The 17,441-nt window shown below is 46.4% G+C and carries 13 protein-coding genes; 7 read left to right on the plus strand and 6 right to left on the minus strand.

Annotated features, from left to right (window positions below):
* Window positions 1–155: 155 nt before the first annotated feature.
* The 6 genes from KCO92_RS04385 to rpsO are packed head-to-tail and all read right to left on the minus strand — an operon-like array spanning window position 156 to window position 7,880.
* Window positions 156–1,802 carry a GmrSD restriction endonuclease domain-containing protein gene (locus KCO92_RS04385; RefSeq protein WP_104695150.1) on the minus strand — a complete coding sequence of 549 codons (1,647 nt, stop codon included), beginning with the start codon at window positions 1,800–1,802 and terminating at the stop codon, window positions 156–158.
* A gap of 3 nt (window positions 1,803–1,805) precedes the next feature.
* Window positions 1,806–3,608, minus strand: a complete 1,803-nt coding sequence (locus tag KCO92_RS04390; protein ID WP_104695151.1) for a flagellar hook-basal body complex protein — start codon at window positions 3,606–3,608, stop codon at window positions 1,806–1,808.
* A complete protein-coding gene (gene flgD, locus KCO92_RS04395) occupies window positions 3,605–4,795 on the minus strand; it encodes a flagellar hook assembly protein FlgD (protein WP_233710430.1) in 1,191 nt (396 codons plus the stop codon). The genes KCO92_RS04390 and flgD overlap by 4 nt, the downstream gene beginning before the upstream one ends.
* Window positions 4,796–4,845: 50 nt before the next feature.
* Window positions 4,846–6,312, minus strand: a complete 1,467-nt coding sequence (gene fliK / locus KCO92_RS07630) for a flagellar hook-length control protein FliK (protein ID WP_104695152.1) — start codon at window positions 6,310–6,312, stop codon at window positions 4,846–4,848.
* Window positions 6,313–6,361: 49 nt separating this feature from the next.
* Window positions 6,362–7,600, minus strand: coding sequence for an O-antigen ligase family protein (locus tag KCO92_RS04405; protein ID WP_104695153.1), 1,239 nt, complete (start codon window positions 7,598–7,600; stop codon window positions 6,362–6,364).
* Between the two features lie 7 nt (window positions 7,601–7,607).
* On the minus strand, window positions 7,608–7,880 hold the full coding sequence (rpsO, locus tag KCO92_RS04410) for a 30S ribosomal protein S15 (RefSeq protein ID WP_104695154.1): 273 nt from the start codon (window positions 7,878–7,880) through the stop codon (window positions 7,608–7,610).
* Window positions 7,881–8,017: 137 nt separating this feature from the next.
* Between rpsO and flhA the strand changes: the two genes are divergently transcribed.
* The 7 genes from flhA to KCO92_RS04445 are packed head-to-tail and all read left to right on the plus strand — an operon-like array spanning window position 8,018 to window position 17,439.
* Window positions 8,018–10,192 carry a flagellar biosynthesis protein FlhA gene (gene flhA, locus KCO92_RS04415; RefSeq protein ID WP_104695215.1) on the plus strand — a complete coding sequence of 725 codons (2,175 nt, stop codon included), beginning with the start codon at window positions 8,018–8,020 and terminating at the stop codon, window positions 10,190–10,192.
* Window positions 10,193–10,201: 9 nt separating this feature from the next.
* Window positions 10,202–11,290, plus strand: a complete 1,089-nt coding sequence (locus tag KCO92_RS04420) for a DHH family phosphoesterase (protein ID WP_104695155.1) — start codon at window positions 10,202–10,204, stop codon at window positions 11,288–11,290.
* A 37-nt stretch (window positions 11,291–11,327) separates the two neighbouring features.
* A complete protein-coding gene (locus tag KCO92_RS04425) occupies window positions 11,328–12,008 on the plus strand; it encodes a hypothetical protein (protein ID WP_104695156.1) in 681 nt (226 codons plus the stop codon).
* A 14-nt stretch (window positions 12,009–12,022) separates the two neighbouring features.
* Window positions 12,023–13,012, plus strand: coding sequence for a phenylalanine--tRNA ligase subunit alpha (gene pheS / locus KCO92_RS04430; RefSeq protein WP_199766160.1), 990 nt, complete (start codon window positions 12,023–12,025; stop codon window positions 13,010–13,012).
* A complete protein-coding gene (gene ytpR, locus KCO92_RS04435; protein ID WP_199766156.1) occupies window positions 13,012–15,315 on the plus strand; it encodes a YtpR family tRNA-binding protein in 2,304 nt (767 codons plus the stop codon). Before pheS ends, ytpR begins: the two co-directional genes overlap by 1 nt.
* Complete coding sequence (gene aroA / locus KCO92_RS04440) at window positions 15,315–16,634, plus strand: 3-phosphoshikimate 1-carboxyvinyltransferase (protein WP_104695158.1); 1,320 nt, start codon at window positions 15,315–15,317, stop codon at window positions 16,632–16,634. Before ytpR ends, aroA begins: the two co-directional genes overlap by 1 nt.
* Window positions 16,615–17,439, plus strand: coding sequence for a 4-hydroxy-3-methylbut-2-enyl diphosphate reductase (locus KCO92_RS04445; RefSeq protein ID WP_104695159.1), 825 nt, complete (start codon window positions 16,615–16,617; stop codon window positions 17,437–17,439). The genes aroA and KCO92_RS04445 overlap by 20 nt, the downstream gene beginning before the upstream one ends.
* Window positions 17,440–17,441: the final 2 nt, after the last annotated feature.

Raw genomic sequence — 17,441 nt, forward strand, 5'->3', positions numbered from 1 at the left:
GCTTGAGAATGCTCTTGGGCGCAGTTGAGTGCAAAGAAGAAGGATTGCAATAGGCTAGAAAAGCCTAGTTGTGGGGGGGTATGGGTGAATTGGTTTTTTGGGGGGATTGAAATGGGTTTTCCTTGCACTATTTAGCATACCAAGACAAGATAACGCTAAGTAAGATCGCGGATTTTTTCTAGAATAGCTTGGGCGCGTGTTTGCAGGAAGTAGTCATAGTCTTCAAAAAGGCGCATATCATCGCCTACAATCAAGTGCGTTGCCAAGCCCTCCGCACATTTTGAGTTGCTCTGCTGGTATTTGGGGATATAAACCCGCGGAGGTGTGTCTTTGATGGAACGATTTAAGCGTGCATCGATGCAGGTCATATTAGCGATTGCATCTGCGTTACTTCTAGGGTAGGCATATTTGAGATGATTCTTGGGGAAAAAGTGATGGAGGTTGCGCTTTTGCGCGCTATGTAAAAACAAGTTGTCTAAGATTACCTTGCTATTGTTGTCGAAATTCTTGGGTTCTAAAGTTGCCAAAACACAGAGAACGGCCCGATGTAGAGCATTCCGTGTGCTAAAGCGATCGGTGATTAGAAACTCTTGTGAGAGTTCAAGAGGCAGTTCTTTGTCAAAATCCACGGGTTTCTCTTCATAGATGCGTTTGACGATTTCAAACTGGATGCTTAAATGATCATTTTGAATCTTGCCTAGGAAAGCGGATCGAAAAAAGAGGCGTCGGAGATTGGAAATTTGGCCAGCATTAGGAGATTTGCGCTGACTGAGTACATAGAAATACGCTATGAGCATAAAAAGAGCAGGATCTGACAAAAAGCCAGAAGCAGGGATATTGAGATCATGTTTGAGAAATTGGGCAGCATGTTTGAAACAAGGCGCGATCGCATTCCATCCATTCTGTACCTCCCTAGCACTTAACTTTAAGAGAGCCGGGATAGAAATCTTTTCCTTGAGTGGGCTTGTGATATGGGCACGCAGATGATAGGCGATAAGCTGTAAGATCACCAAAGGTTTTTCAAGGCTGTAATCTAACTTCTCGAGTTCCCCCATGAGGGCTTGGGATCGCTCAATCACATTAAAGCCCTCTAAGGTGACAATGGCCTGACTCTCATCTGTTTCATCGGGAATATAAAATTTAGCGCATAGAATTTCAAAAGTGCTCAGTTTTGTGCCCCCAGTGTTGATACGAGCGAAGATTTCGATGATTTCCTCCAAGGCAGTTTGTGTAATCTCAATGGTAGGGAATAAATAATCTTCAATGTTGTACTTAAAGGCTTCGAACTCCATAGCAGTCTGTTTATCTAGCTGATACTTGTCCTGAATATCCAAGATACTTTGCGTAATCAAGTCATGCGCACTGACCGCTTGGAAGGGGTTCTCCTCTTTGGGGTTTTTGACAAAACAATATTCTCCATTTTCGTTCGCCTCCACCCTAAGCCAAATATCTTTGTAGTTCTCTCTAACCCTAGCACTTTTAGAGATTTGCAGGCCTTTGTAGACCATGAACAATGCCGTGATGCGCTGTTGCCCATCGAGTACATAGTGCGTGTATTCATCCGGATGAGGTCTTCCCAGTTCATAATGCCCAATCTCAGTGCACGCCTGCAATTTCTCCTTAGTTTTCCACAGCACGAAACTGCTCGTGGGGAATCCCCTGAGAATACTATCGATGAATTTGGCCACTTGCTCTTTAGTCCATACAAAATTTCTTTGGAAACGCGGGATTTGAAACTCCCCGTTTTCTAAAAGACGGACAATCTCCCTAAATTTTCTTTCTCCGTGATTACAAATAGGCATGGCTTACTTCTTCAAATTGATGGCTTCTTTAATGAGATCGTCTCCGGTGGTGAAGGCTTTGGCATTCATGGAATAGCCTCGTTGCATTAAAATGAGATTCGTCAAAGAATGCCCAGCATTGACATTGCTGGTCTCCAGGTATTTGTGCATGATCTTGCCAAATTTGAGCTTGCCATCATCGCGATCCCAGCCGATAATTGGATTTCCACTCAAGGGCGCAGCGCGTCCGTTCACCGTCGCATTTTGGATATCAAAGAGATTGCTCCCCACTTTTTTAAGCCCTTGGTCATTGATGAAACTTGCGATTCCCACACGCCCCATGGTCTCTAATGCCCCATTACTGAAGATGAGGTGGATAATTCCGTCATCATCAATGCGCATGTTTTGCAACAAGCCCTTGGGTTTTCCATCTTGGGAGATTTGAAAGATTTTAGAATCTTCATAAGTTACATCGCTAGAATCGTAATCATCACTCTTAGCTAACGAGTAGGTCAAGGGGTTGCCCTTGAAGTCTAGTGTGACAGGGTCAGCCTGGATTTTGCCCGTTTTATCAAAGGTAATCGTTTGGCGCACGGGATTGTTAATAGGAGTTTTATCACGCGTCTCAATGATGGAACTTTCCACATCCCATTTGTCCTGTGAGTTGGGATTCAAGGGGTCTTTGATCTCTGTCATGAAAAAATCGCTTTTTAAGAGATATTTTTGTCCAGCTTTGTCGTAAATCTCTGCAGTGGTGCTGTAAAAGGGAATACGAATCGAGGTGGAATCTCGAGATTCACCCTTTTTTAAGATCGCCCCATTAGCCGTCCAACCTAATTTTTCTGCCATGTGACCTCCAACAGCAATGGTAGCAGTAGGGTCGCTAGGGTTTTTGATTTGCAGGAGCAAATGAGACTGCACATCATTGGGGCTACTCTTGATGACATCCAAATCTAAGTTTGCCTTAGTCTGGAGCAATTTTTTCAAATCCCCCAGAGTTCTAAACTCGTTTTTATCAGGTCCACCCGTGCCGTATTTAAAGGTAAAATCCTGCGCAAGATCGCCCTTGACCACCATGATCTCTAAATTGCGGTGCATGGCCAAATCTAAAGGCTCATTATCGTCATTGGCTAAGGCATTGACATCTTGGTTTAAGAAGCGATTCTGAATCACTTCCCCATTTTCGTCTAAAAAATACTCCTCAGCCGGGCGCACGTGGTTTCTGGGGTTTAAATTAAGACTGAGATTGAGCTTGGTTGTGACCACAGGTTGGTATTGCACATCACGGGGCAAATAAAGGGGAGTGAGCTTGCCTGCTTGCAAGGCCTTGGTCTCTTCTTCTCTGTTGCCTGCTGTTAAAATCCCATTTTTGATTTTGTGCAAATCTACGCCGTAGAGATAGTAACCATGTGAATTGACAATATACCCCTCTGCATCGCGCAAAAAATTTCCATCACGGGTGTAGAAATTTTCCTGAGCTTGCTGGTAACCATCTTTATTGATCTCCATGCTTCCATTTTTATTAGGCCCTACAACAAACCACCCACTTCCCTGATAAGCCATGTTAAATTCTGCATCACTGGGCATGTACTCGCCATCTTTATTAGAAATCGCGTTTCCCCCCGCAGCAGCCCCATAGTTACGATCATTGGCCGTGACCGTATTCCCCCCTAGAGAATCTAAGTGCGAAGCAAAAAGGGATTTAAACTCGGGATTATTGGCACGATAGCCCACAGTGTTGATATTGGCAATGTTATTAGAAACGCTGTCGATGCCAAATTGATGAGTCTTGATTCCAGAATAAGCGTTGAGAATTGTATCATTCATGCGTGCACCTCTGGTGCTTTTGTCGTCGTGTTGGCCAAGTTAGATACGCTATGCACAAGGGGCTTAGCAGGGGTGAGGAGACCCAAATTTTCATGGGATCGTGGCTCTGCACGGGTATTGGACGCGCTGGCAGAGATAGGCGTTTTAAGGGGAGATGTAGGCTCTCGAGCTGGAGGAGTGGTAGAAGCGTTGGGCTTGTCTTCTGGAACAGACTTTTCAAACGAGCTCACATCAGAGTCAACACCCTTTTGAGATGCGTGTGGGGATTGCTTGGGCGCGGTGTCATTAGAATCGGACACCTTCGGAGTAGTGGGAGGAGGGGTGTTCTCCTGCACGAGGTGGGCTAAACTCTCATGTTGTTCCTGATCGTGGCGCGAACTAGGCTTGTCATAAAATTCTAGGGCACTATCCATTGGCAAAACCATATCGCCCATTCTAAGCATGGGTTTGCCCTTGTTAAATACCACACTCTGCACCTCGCCCCTACCAATGCGCGTATGGAGATACTTATTGCTACTGGGGTCCAGATTGTATTCAGCTACAATCTCATAAGTGCCCGGCTTGACAGGTTTGCCCTCTTGATTCAAACCATCCCACTCAAAGTGCACATACCCATACTGACCACTTTTATCTTTCAAAGAGAGGGTGCGCACGAGTTTCTTATTTTGATCAAAGATTTGTACTCCCGGATTGCCCTCAGAAACCTTGATAGGCTGATCGAAATAGAGAGCAAAGGTAACCTTGCCCTTGCCTACATTGATTCCCTTGACATCGGTTTCGGCGATCTTGCCAATCATGGTAACGCTATTGCGCCCAGAAGCCTCTGTCATCAATGCGCTAGCCTTCAGGCTATTGTCCATTCCCTTATCCAAGTGATCGAGAGTTTCCTTGAGTTTGCCCTGGAAATCTTTGAGAGACTGGTTAGTCTGCTTACTGGATTGCATCGCATCGGCCACTTCTTTCATAGTCTTCTTATTCTCTTCTTGCATTTCCACTTGTGTGAGTTGTGCCGTTTGGGTGATGATTTTGTCGGTTTCCATAGGTGCTGTGGGGTCTTGATTCTTGAGTTGCTCTAAAAACAACTTCATGAACGCATCCTTATCTAAACCATTGGCGATCTTGGGCTCGTGTTTTTTCTTCTCCATCGCCGCTTTTGCCCCGGTCACTTCTGCTAAATCAATGGGCATGCCCTTCTCCCGTTGTAGTATAACCCCCATTATACCCTAATCTGCTGATCTTAAGCGTAGAGTCCTGCACTCTTAGATGATTCGGAGGGGGGGGCATTGGTATCCTTAGGTGGCGTGGGCGTGGCGGGCGAATTTTGACTAGGATTGCCTTGAGCCTGTCCTTGTTGTTGCTGTTGAGAATGGCCCGATCCTCCATGCCCTGCGTTATTGTGGGCGATAAAACTCACATCCACATCACTAAAGCCCATTTGGGCTAAATTGTGACGCAACTCATTGTTGTAAGAGGAAAGCAAAGCAGCTACAGGCGCGCTAGAAGCCACGCTCACTTGAATATTCTTACCCACTTGTTGGATTACCACATCCACTTTGCCCAATTTGTCGGGGTGGAGTTCCATGGAAAGTCTGCTAATGGGGGGTTTGAAATTTTGAAGTTCTTGTTTGAGTTCTGTAGCAAAGTTTTTAAGGGTTTCCTTGATCTGGGGGGCTTTGGGCAATTCCTTATCTTGAGTGTGTTGGATGGCCGTGTGGGATGCACTTTCTTTGATTGCCACACTAGATTTTTCTTCCTTGGTCTCTTCTAGGGTTGGCTTGGCAGGGCCGTGCAGGGGTGCATGAGGAGCGTAGATTGAGGGGGGGAACTGCGCAAGAGCTTCCTTGAATGCCTGTTTGATCTCCTTATCATTAGTCTCATTGTCCTTGGGGAGGGTGTGTCCATAAATTTTTTGGGCGTTGACTTTGGCGAGATTCTGTTTCTGTTGGGCCGTAGTCTGTTGCCCCAAGAGTTGGGTTAAAGGGGTCTTGGGAGGAGTGGGAGTCTGTTGTGCAGGTTTAGTCGTGGGTTTTGGCGTTGAATCTAAAACATCTTTGATTTCCTCAGCTTGCTTGGGTGCTGGAGATGTTTCTTTTCCCCCTTTAAGAGTGGACTTGGGTTTTTCCTGCATCTCAAGTAAACTCTGGGTAGGGAGGGTTTTTTCCTTAATTTCTGTTGACCCCTTAGGGGTTTTAGACACTTTCTTTTCATGTTTGAGCTTGCTCAAGCCTAGCTTTTTGGCACTCTCCAGCTTCTGGATGTCTGAGAGCTTGGCATCTTTGGAATTCGAGGGCGCTTTGCCTGATGGTAAATCCTTGTCGCTGAGGGCAACTTTCTGTGCTAAGAGCGCATCTTCAGAGGTCTTTGGAGTGGAATCGGGTAACTTGACCATCTTGGTATCGAGTAAGTGCGCAAGCGGACTTTGGGTAATATCTAGGCTCTGTTTACCCTTTGAAGCCCTCTTGTCTTTAGTAGGCATGTCGGCGGGTAGAGCCTGCTCTTTAGCATGGGGAGAAGACTTTAAAGGCAGAGCGTGCTTTTTGCTATCCCGGGTTTTTAAATCAGCAAGTGCTTTGAGATTATTTTTTTTATTGGATAAAAGCTGTTTGAAAGCATCTTTGTCTTCTAAAATCGCCTTATGTGTGGAGGGGGCCTTGCCCTTACTGGGCGCTTTGGCGGCCTCTAAATTGATAGGGTTGAGCGCCACACCGATCCTTTGTGTTTTCCAATACTACAAGCAAAGATAATACCATGAGCTAAGAGGGGGCGGGGCGTGTTCCCACCATGCCCATCACCACCATTCCTACAAAGAAGCTTCCCTCGATGAAATAGGCAAAGGGATCAAAGCCAATACCCAAAACAATATAAAAGAAAAGCATGGTAAGCATCAAAAGTGGTAACTGTGAATTTTGTTGGAGTCGTTGCCAAAAAATACGCGCGACCACACCCCAAAGTGCGAGCAACACTCCCAGCCCTACAAGACCTTTATGGGCCAGCGTGTTGAAAATCTCGTTATCGTATTTTCCCTTGCAGTCGCTCCCTTCTACACTATGATAAGAGTGTGCCATTGCAATAATTGTGTCCATGTGTTTGCAACGCGCACTTAAGCTCATTCCAAAGAGAGGTGAGAGGCGTACAATGACCAAGGCTTCTTTCCAACGCTCTAGCCGTGCGCCGATGCTTGAATCTGAATTTTTTTGCGCGTAAAGCTTGAGATCATGGCTAAAACTCTCGTGAGCCCATCTGGATATGTGAATCAGTGCGCGATTTTCTAACATCTGTTCCCCCACAAATAATCCGCCCAATACTGCACCAAGTATTAGCATGTAGGGCAGGGAGCGATAGGATTTTTGTAAGTAGAGCACTAGGACTGAGAGAGCGATAAAAGTACAGGCAAAAGCGATCCACGCGCTTCGGGTTGCGCTCATGATCACTACCATAAATCCCAGGAGCAAAGCTCCACTAAAAAACATCCTTTCGGCGCGTTTAGGTGTGTAAAGTGCGTAGATATAGCACCCAAAAATCGCTATAGAGCTCAGGGTAACAAAACCTACTATGGTGCTCCAAGCACTCACGCGTCCTATCCCAAAACCTAGTTTGCCCACCAGCGCGATCACCCCATTGCACGCAGATGCAAGTGCCATGCTATAGAAAATAACCCGTTGGTTGAGCGTAATAGGCACATGGCTTAGACACACTAAGGCCAATACGCCCAATAGATAAATTACAGGCATATTGAGCAAGCGTAAGTTATAGGAGAAGTGCTCTAAACTGCCATCCATAAAGAGATTTGGCAAGACACTTGCAAACATCAACACCCACACCCATACTAGCCACTTGTGCGCACGAGGTAATTGTAAGGAGGGCTTGTACTTGAGATAACAACCCACTGCTCCCAGCGCCAAGACAATCAAAAGAATCTGTGCGAGAGGCTTTTTGAAAGAAGTTAGAAAAAACAGCGCAAAGACTAGAGTGAAAAAGTTCGATGCGCTCACAAAAAGTCTAACGGTTTTTGATTCCCAGGGCTTGGATAACTTCCAAGTAGCGTTCGTGCTGGGTGCGTTTGAGGTACTTGAGCAAATTCCTACGATGTCCTACGAGCTTGAGAAGCCCTAAACGACTGGAATGATCCTTGGGATTGCTTTTTAGGTGAGCGCTTAAATCGCTAATACGCTGACTGAGCAAGGCGATTTGCACTTCACTAGAGCCCGTATCGCCCGCTTGCCTGCCAAACTTGGCAATAATTTCTTGCTTTTTTTCTGCACACAAAGCCATATAAACTCCTAGCTCAAAATTTTAACAATCTTTGATTATATCCTAGAAAAGTGAAATTTTACATGAAAGAGTGTAAAATAAGACCATCCTAACACAAGGGGTATCTAAGAGGCGTGGCGGGCAATAAACCTAAGAATATGCTTAAAAAAGCTTTTCCTTTCTTTAAACATTTGAGTCAGTCTAAAGACCTGACCGTAGTTGCTTTTGTGATCGCCATTTTGGGCATCATCATTGTGCCCCTGCCCCCCTTTTTACTCGATTTTTTACTCACCATTTCTATCGCACTCTCCGTGCTCATCATTTTAATCGGGCTCTACATCACCAAACCCACTGATTTTAGTGCTTTTCCTACTTTACTGCTCATTGTAACCCTTTATCGCCTTGCGCTTAATGTTGCCACTACGCGCATGATCCTCACTGAAGGGTATAAGGGTCCTAGCGCGGTGAGCGATATTATCAGTGCCTTTGGAGAATTCACCGTAAGTGGTAACTATGTGATTGGGACGATCATCTTTAGTATTTTGGTCTTGGTTAACCTTTTGGTAGTTACCAATGGTTCAACGCGGGTAACGGAAGTGCGCGCGCGCTTTGCCCTAGATGCGATGCCAGGTAAACAAATGGCCATTGACGCGGATTTGAATTCAGGATTGATTGATAGTGATGAGGCCAAAAAGCGACGTGCTGCCCTCACCCAAGAGGCAGATTTTTACGGCGCGATGGATGGGGCGAGCAAATTCGTCAAAGGCGATGCGATTGCCTCGATCATTATTACTCTTATTAATATTATCGGGGGCTTTCTGGTGGGGGTGTTCCAGAGGGACATGACCATTGGCTATAGTGCCTCTACCTTTACCATTCTGACCATTGGAGATGGTTTGGTGGGGCAGATTCCTGCGCTCATCATCGCTACGGCTACGGGCATTGTCGCCACACGCACCACCCAGCATGAAGAAGAGAACTTTGCTAGCAAACTCATTACCCAGCTTACCGATAAAAGCAAGACCTTAGTCATCGTAGGCTGTATCTTGTTGCTCTTTGCGAGCGTACCTGGATTGCCTACCTTTTCTTTGGCCTTTGTGGGGAGTTTGTTCTTATTTATCGCGTGGTTAATTTCGCGAGAGGGCAAGGATAATTTATTTGCTAAGTTTGAGAAATGGTTGAGCAAAAAGACGGGACTTGACCTCTCCACCAAAACCACTACACAGGTAGAACAAGCTCCTATCACTCGCCCTCAAAAAAGCGCAGAAGAGATTAAAAAAGAGGAAGAGCAGGCCATTAATGAGGTGCTTAAGATCGAGTTTTTGGAGCTGGCATTGGGTTACCAGCTCATCTCTTTAGCCGATGTCAAGCAGGGGGGGGACTTGTTAGAGCGCATTCGAGGTATTAGAAAAAAGATTGCCAGCGATTATGGCTTTTTAATGCCTCAAATCCGCATTAGGGATAATCTTCAACTGCCTCCCACGCATTATGAGATCAAACTCAAGGGGGTGAGTATTGGGGATGGAAATGTGATGCCCGATCGCTTTTTGGCGATGAATACCGGTTTTGCGGGTAAGGAGATTGAGGGTATCCCCACTAAAGAGCCCGCTTTTGGTATGGACGCGCTTTGGATTGAGCCTAAGGATAAAGAGGAAGCGATCATTCAGGGCTATACTATTATTGACCCCTCCACGGTGATTGCCACACACACCAGTGAACTCGTCAAAAACTACGCTGAGGAATTCATTACCAAAGATGAGGTCAAGTCGCTTTTAGAGCGCTTAGCCAATGACTATCCGGCCATCGTGGAGGAGGCCAAAAAAATCCCTACTGGAGTAATTCGCTCCGTCTTGCAGGAGCTTTTGCATGAAAAAATCCCCATCAGGGATATGCTCACCATTTTGGAAACCATCACTGACATCGCCCCCAGTGTGCAAAATGACATCATGATTTTAACTGAGCAGGTGCGTGCACGCCTCTCCAGGGTGATCACCAATATTTTTAAGTCTGAAGATGGCACGCTTAAACTACTCACCTTAGGCACAGCCACCGAGCAGTTTTTACTAAACAAGCTCAAAGATCAAACATCAGGGAAATTCCTTCTTTTGAACGCAACTGAAATGCAACAACTCATCGAGAGTATTTCTGCAGAATCGATGAAAATTTTACAAAGGGGGATCGCTCCGGTGATCTTAATTGTCGATCCGGAGTTGCGTCGCCCCCTTTCTACAAAGATGGAACAATTTAAAGTCGATATTGTGGTCTTAAGCCATGCCGAATTGGATACTAATGCTAAATACGAAGTGCTAGGCACAATTAATATTAATTTTTAAGGAACATGCATGCAGGTCTTTCACTTATCTCACATCGATTTAGACGGTTATGGTTGCCAGTTTGTCAGCCGTCATTTTTTTGAACACATTACTTACTACAATGCCAATTATGGTAAGGAGGTGTCTGCAAGACTCAAAGAAATCATCACTGCCCTTAACAGACAGAATGCGCAAAAGGCACTAATTTTGGTAACAGACTTGAATTTGACTTTAGGCGAGGCGGAGTTTTTGCAAAAAGAGAGCGAAGCATTGCGCTTGCAGGGCAAAGAGGTAGAAATTTTACTCTTAGATCATCACATCACAGGACAGGATGCCGCACAGGCATATTCTTGGTATCATTTAGATGTGGACAGAAGTGCTTCCAAGATCACTTTTGAAACCCTAAAGGAACGTTATAAACCTTTACAGGAGGGCACGCTTGAGAAACTCACCCCAATGGTGGAGATGATCAACTCGGTGGATATTTGGCAAGAAGAGGGTTTTGGGTTTGAGCTGGGCAAGGTGTGCATGCGCATGATTGCCAGCACGCACGAGCTCAATCGTTTCATGTTTGATGTGGAGCATCGCGCTTATAAATTTGCTTTGTTAGATCATGTGCCCCACTACATTCACCAAGATAAGGGTGCCGTCTTGTTTGACAATGATCTCTTTAGGTTAAAAAAGATCGCCCTAGGAGGTGAACCTGATCAAGAGACAATGGATAACATCGCTTCCAACGCGCAGGTATCTCTACTCTCACAGAAAAAAGAAGCTTGTAGTGTGCTATGCGAGGGTAAAAAGGGTTTTTTAAGCTATTCTATGGGGGGTATTAGTGTGCTGGCTAACCTCTTTTTGCGCGAAAACCCCGAGTTTGATTTTTACATCGATGTGAGTTTTAGAGGCAGCGTGAGTTTACGATCCAATAACAAATGTGATGTAAGTAGCATAAGTAAACAATATTTCAATGGGGGGGGGCATAAAAATGCCAGCGGAGGTAAAATTGAGGGTTTTAAAGAAAGTTTTAGCTATTATGACATTAAGGAACAACTGGAGGGGGTCTTCGCACGAGAAATCGAGGATGGTTCCGATGGTTTTTTTGCCAATCGGTTTGTGTTTTAGCCTTAGCGAAATCATATAAAAATATAAAGGAATGTTCATGAGGTCATTGTTTGTCGCTTCTTGTTTGTCCTTGGCCCTGATAACGGGGTGCACTACTTACAGCGTAAGTCCCGAGCAGGTGTCTAAGTACAATAATGGTGTAAAAGTGCTTACCTCCAATCAGCCGCATTCTAAGGTGCAGGTAGAAGTCGCACAGAAAAAACTCAAGGGTGTGGATAATCCTCCCTTGGTACTCTATGTGGGAGCGCAGCTCACAGAGGGTGAGCCTTTGGAGTTTGATAGCACTCATGTCAGCGTGACTGAGGGGCAACGGGAGCTACCCGTGCTCACTTTTAGCCAAATGCTCAAGTCCAGTTACGACTTTGACCCCGTGTTGCAAAAGTTTAACATTGCTGTGCCCTCCACTCCAATCACCTCAGATAATTTCGCTTCGCCTGCATTTTACTACGGGCAGGGGGCTTTCTTGGCCTATGATATGATGTTAGGCACTCCCTTTATGATGATGGATGACGCGCAAACCCAGGCGATCATGCAAGATGAGCGCCAAGCTTTCAAAATCATGGCGATTAACTATCTCAGACGCTCTACGCTTAAACCCGATGGTAAAGCTAGAGGCGGTTTTATTATCGTCGATCCCAAGCACATCACCCCGGGCACTTTACTGGTTAAGGTGGCTCTCAATGATGATGTGCACACCTTTAAGATTGACATCAAGTAGGTTCTTTGCAGACTCTGTACGCTCTTTTAGCCCAGGTTTCTAGCGTCACCACTCTTAAAGGTTTGGAAGATCTGCGTTTACAAGCTTTGGGCAAGAAGGGCTTGCTCACTCAAGAGTTTGCCCAGCTTAGAAACTTAAGTGGGCAGGAAAAAGCTCAAAGAGCCCAAGAGCTTAATCAGTTTAAAGAAGCTTTTACCCATGCCCACACCCAACAAAAGCAAACCCTGCAGGCTTTAGAGTTAGAAGCTCAATTAAAATCTGAGAAAATCGATCCGAGTTTAGCTAACACCCACTTTGGCACAAGTCTAGGCCACCCACTCAACTATACCAAGAATCGCATTATTGAGTATTTCACCCAATTGGGCTTCAAATTACATTTGGGAGCATTGGTAGAAGAGGAGTTTTACAACTTTGAAGCGCTTAACATGCCTGCCTACCACCCCGCGCGTGCCATGCAAGACACCTTCTACTTTAAAGACCACAAGCTCCTACGCACCCACACCTCCCCCACCCAAATCCACGCCATGCAAACCCAGAAACCCCCCATTAAAATGATTGGGGTAGGCCCCACCTTTAGGCGTGATTACGACACCACCCACACTCCCATGTTCTCCCAAGTAGAGGGATTGGTGGTAGATGTTAAGGACAGAGTGCATTTTGGGCATCTCAAACAAGTCCTAGAAGATTTTCTGTACTATCTTTTTGGGAATATTCGCGTGCGTTGGCGCGCAAGCTTTTTTCCCTTTACAGAACCTAGCGCAGAGGTAGATATTAGTTGTGTATTTTGTGCTCAAGAGGGGTGCAAGGTATGCAAGCATACGGGCTGGCTGGAGATTTTAGGAGCGGGGTGCGTGCATCCGGGTGTTTTTGAACATGCAGGACTGGAGAATGTAAGTGGATATGCCTTTGGGATGGGGATTGAGCGCTTAACCATGCTCACATGTGGAATCAACGATCTAAGAAGTCTTTTTGAAACTGATTTGAGATTACTAGAGGCTTTTTAATGTTGTTAAACACCTATGCTTTAGACGATTTTTTAGAGGGCGGTTTGCCCGATGTATCCACTCTGTGCGCAGATTTGAGTCGCATTGGCCTAGAGGTTGAGAGCGCAACCTCTTTTGAATTGCCTTCTCAAGTAGTGGTGGGGCAAGTCTTGGAATGTGTCAAACATCCCGATGCCACCAAACTACATGTGTGCCAAGTGGATGTCGGCTCTGAGGTCTTGCAGATTGTGTGTGGGGCTGAAAATGTCAAAGTCGGGCAGTTTGTCGCTGTGGCATTGATTGGAACACATTTGCCAGCGTGTAACCTCAGTATACAAGCGAGTACATTAAGGGGTATTCAGAGCTTTGGCATGCTCTGCTCGAGTGTTGAGCTGGGTTTGCCCAAGCTCTATGAAGGAATTTTGATCCTAGATGGCAGTTTGAATAGAAATGAGCCCTTAGAACTGGGCGCACCCCTTAGAGATTTGCCCTTTTTTGCAGGCACTCTCTTAGACATTGCGATCACGCCTAATCGCGGAGACTGCTTGAGTGTGCTAGGCATTGCGCGCGAAATTAGTGCACTCTATGCTCTGCGTCTCAAATCTCCCCCCAACCTCCCTTATACTCCCCTAGAAAACCTTCCCAGCCTCCCCCCTACTAAGTCCCTCCCCTCTTGCGCGCTACACTATGGCATGCTGGACTTGGATACACACTTTTTACCCCTAGAGATTGCCCTCACTCTTGCCTTGCAACACTCTTTGCAAGAGAGTTGGATCGCCAATCTCTTAGAGTATAGCACCTATATTAGTGGGGTGATCTTGCAAGCCTACCCTGTTACATCCCTAGAAGTGTGTGTAGACACACAGGGATTTTTACAAATCAGACACGCCAACAATATCCTAGCTACCCTTGGGGTAAGCTCCCCAATCCCGCCCCCTGCAGGTCCCTATCTACTAGAGGCGAGCTTTATAGACCCTAGCCATTTATGCCAATGCTTGCACCTTCACCCCCAACAAGCCACGCTCTCCCTCACTCATCGCACTCAACGCGGGAGTAATCCGCGGGTGCAAGAGGGTTTAGAGTGGTTAGCCTTTTTGCTGGTACGCTTTTACCCTGAGGCCAAGCTACGAGTTGGCGCGTCCATGAGCACCTTCACCTCTCCAAGCCTCAGCTTCACTCTTACAGAAATCGCCCATATTCTAGGGACAAATATTGGTTTCAAACAAGTGCGTGCCATCTTAGAGAGTTTGGGTTTTGGGGTGAGCGTGCTAGAGGACACACTCATGACCCAAGTGCCCTCCTATCGCCACGATATCAAGGGTGTTCACGACATCGCAGAGGAGATCTTGCGCTTTTTGGGCATTGACAACACTCCCAAAGCCATTTTACACACCACAGAAGCCAGTAGTGCCAACCCTCACCACGCCCGCTATCGCTTTGAGAGGAATCTAGCCACAAAAGCTCTAGCCCTGGGCTTTAAAGAGGTAGTGCACTACCTCTTTGCCAAAAGAGAGAAATTAGAGGTGCTAGGCTATCCCATCTTGCAAGAAGACCTAGACTTACTCAATCCTATCAATGCCGATCTCAACACCTTACGCACTTCTCTAATCCCCGGACTCTTAGAGGCTACCACGCACAATAAAAACTTAGGCTTTAAAAGCATTGCTTTGTTTGAGCTAGGGAGTGTCTACAACGCCCAGCGCGAGGAGAGAACCAGCCTAGCTTTTTTAGCCAGCGGGCTTAAAACCCTCCCCCACTACCCCCACCCTAAGGGGCAGGCGTGGGATTTTTATGCCTTTGCGCACGCGATTTCCAGCATTGTAGGGGCTTTCAACCTGGAACCCATTGCTTTAGATCAAGCCCAACCCTATTTGAGCACCACCTACCACCCCTACCAGAGCGCGTGGATGGTGCAGGAGGGGCGCAAAATCGGGGTTCTGGGCGCGATCAACCCCATCTTAGTCCAAAAAGACGACCTGCTAGAGGGCTTTATTGCCGAGATCGATCCTGTATCTTTACACCAAAAGCCCTACAAGGCTCAAGAGTTTTCCAAACTCCCCACCAGCTTTAGAGATTTGACGATTGTGCTCCATAAAAACTGCCTTTTTGCCTCCCTAAAACAACGCCTCCAAGAAGCGCATATTCCTCACTTAAAAGAAGTTTTTCCTTTGGACATTTATACAGAAAATACCGAGCAGATCGCCCTGAGCGTGCGCTTAAAAATCCAGTCCCAGGAGGCTTTGACTGATGCGCAATTGCAGGCTGTAACAGAGCAGACTCTAAGCATCCTAGAGCGCGATTTTAATGCCAAGCTCAAACATTGATGCTGCACATCGCCCCCGCCCCCGCCTTTAATCTGATCTTGGAACACCTGCCCGCAGACAAGTCTTTAAGCCACCGCGCGCTCATTTTTGCTCTTTTTTGCCAAAAACCCTGCTTTGTGCAAAACTTGCTCATGGGTCAAGATTGCCTAAGCACACTTAACATCGCTAAAGCACTAGGCTTAAGAGCACACAAACACGCCCTTAACGCTCTCAAGCTCACCCCCCCTAAACAATTTTTACATTTTAACGAGCCCTCTAAGCCCCTAAATTGTCGCAATTCGGGCACAACCATGCGCCTTTTTAGCGGATTACTTAGCAGTAGTCGGGGCCAAAAAAACCACTATGTCTTAGTGGGCGATACCTCTTTGAGTAAACGCCCTATGGGACGCGTGATCGTCCCCTTGCAGGCGATGGGCGCACACATCCATGCAAGAGCACAAAATCTAGCTCCCTTGAGTATTGTAAGCGCACCCTTACAGGGTACGCAGTACATAAGCCCCATTGCCTCCGCACAGGTCAAAAGTGCGATCCTGCTTGCTACGCTCAATGCCAAAACCCCTACCACATTTAGCGAGCCGCATTTAAGCCGCGATCACACTGAAAGAGGCCTATTGGTTTTGGGTGCACCCCTAAAAATCACCCCAAAAAGCCTACACCTAGAACCGCTACAAAAACCCCTAGAGTCTTTCTCTTGGAGCATCCCTGCCGATCCCTCAAGCGCGTTTTACTTTGCTCTAGCAGTCGCCCTAGTGCCTCAAAGCGCGGTGTTATTAAAGAATGTCCTACTCAACCCCACACGCATAGAAGCCTTTAAAATCTTAGAGCAAATGGGCTTGCATGTGGAGTTTCACTTACACACCCAAGAGATCGAACCTGCGGGGACTATTTATGTGGAACATCGCCCCCTCAAAGCCCTTGAGATCAAAGACAATATCCCCTTTTTGATTGACGAATTGCCCGCTTTGGCAGTGGCCATGGCTGTTGCAAGGGGTATAAGCGTGGTAAAAAACGCCCAAGAATTGCGTGTCAAAGAAAGCGATCGCATCGCCACTACTTTAAGTAATTTAGCCAAAATGGGGATAGAATGCCAAGCCAGCGAAGATGGTTTTAGCATTAAAGGGGGGTGTCTTAAAAGCCCCCAAGAGCCCCTAGAGAGCTTTGGGGATCACCGCATCGCTCTAAGTTTTGCTATAGCTTTGCTAGCTTGTGGGGGGAGTCTGAAAAACACAGAGTGCATGGCAGTTTCTTTCCCCAATTTTCAAGAGATTTTAGGGCGCATTGCCCCCATTAAGGACATTTATGCAAGTGAAAATGGCTAAGAATTATGGCTTTTGTTTTGGCGTGAAGCGCGCCATTGAGATTGCCCAAAAGAATAAAGATAGTCTCACACTAGGTTCTCTCATCCACAACCCAAAGGAAATCAAGCGCCTAGAGCAGGATTTTAATGTGCGCGTGCAAGAGGATGTTAACACGATCGAGCCCAATAAAAGCGTGATTATCCGCACGCATGGCATCCCTAAAAACGACCTGGCCCAGCTCAAAGATAAGGGAGCGCATATCATTGATGCCACCTGCCCCTATGTAATCAAACCCCAACAAATTGTAGAAAAAATGAGCGCACAGGGGTATCAGATCGTGCTTTTTGGGGACGCAGATCACCCGGAAGTCAAAGGGGTTATTAGCTATTCGAGTACACCTCCTCTAGTGGTGAGTTCTTTGGAGGAATTGCAAGATCAGGGCTTGGCTAAAAAGGTTGCTTTAGTATCCCAAACCACCAAACAAACCCCCAAACTCCTAGAGATCGCCAGCTTCCTCATCGCGCGTTGTGCAGAGGTGCGTATTTTTAACACCATCTGTAACGCCACCTTTGACAACCAAGAAGCAGTTAGAGAACTCAGCCAAGAGGTGGATGTGATGATTATCGTGGGAGGCAAGACCTCTTCTAACACCAAGCAACTTTTTCACATTGCCAAAGAATTTTGCCCGGATAGCTACTTGGTGGAGGATTTCAACGATCTCAACCCCCAGTGGTTTAGCGGTAAAAAGCTCTGTGGGATCAGCGCGGGGGCTTCTACTCCCGATTGGATCATTGAAGGGGTGCGTCAAAGCATCGTAAGGTTTTGAAC

This window comes from Helicobacter salomonis, from assembly GCF_017979425.1.
GTDB lineage: Bacteria > Campylobacterota > Campylobacteria > Campylobacterales > Helicobacteraceae > Helicobacter > Helicobacter salomonis.

Bases quoted from the DNA above. Each gene is read 5' to 3' on its own strand.
- KCO92_RS04385 (WP_104695150.1), bottom strand. From the start codon at position 1,802: ATGCCTATTTGTAATCACGGAGAAAGAAAATTTAGGGAGATTGTCCGT.
- KCO92_RS04390 (WP_104695151.1), bottom strand. From the start codon at position 3,608: ATGAATGATACAATTCTCAACGCTTATTCTGGAATCAAGACTCATCAA.
- flgD (WP_233710430.1), bottom strand. From the start codon at position 4,795: ATGCCCATTGATTTAGCAGAAGTGACCGGGGCAAAAGCGGCGATGGAG.
- rpsO (WP_104695154.1), bottom strand. From the start codon at position 7,880: ATGGCTTTGTGTGCAGAAAAAAAGCAAGAAATTATTGCCAAGTTTGGC.
- flhA (WP_104695215.1), top strand. From the start codon at position 8,018: ATGCTTAAAAAAGCTTTTCCTTTCTTTAAACATTTGAGTCAGTCTAAA.
- KCO92_RS04420 (WP_104695155.1), top strand. From the start codon at position 10,202: ATGCAGGTCTTTCACTTATCTCACATCGATTTAGACGGTTATGGTTGC.
- KCO92_RS04425 (WP_104695156.1), top strand. From the start codon at position 11,328: ATGAGGTCATTGTTTGTCGCTTCTTGTTTGTCCTTGGCCCTGATAACG.
- ytpR (WP_199766156.1), top strand. From the start codon at position 13,012: ATGTTGTTAAACACCTATGCTTTAGACGATTTTTTAGAGGGCGGTTTG.
- aroA (WP_104695158.1), top strand. From the start codon at position 15,315: ATGCTGCACATCGCCCCCGCCCCCGCCTTTAATCTGATCTTGGAACAC.
- KCO92_RS04445 (WP_104695159.1), top strand. From the start codon at position 16,615: ATGCAAGTGAAAATGGCTAAGAATTATGGCTTTTGTTTTGGCGTGAAG.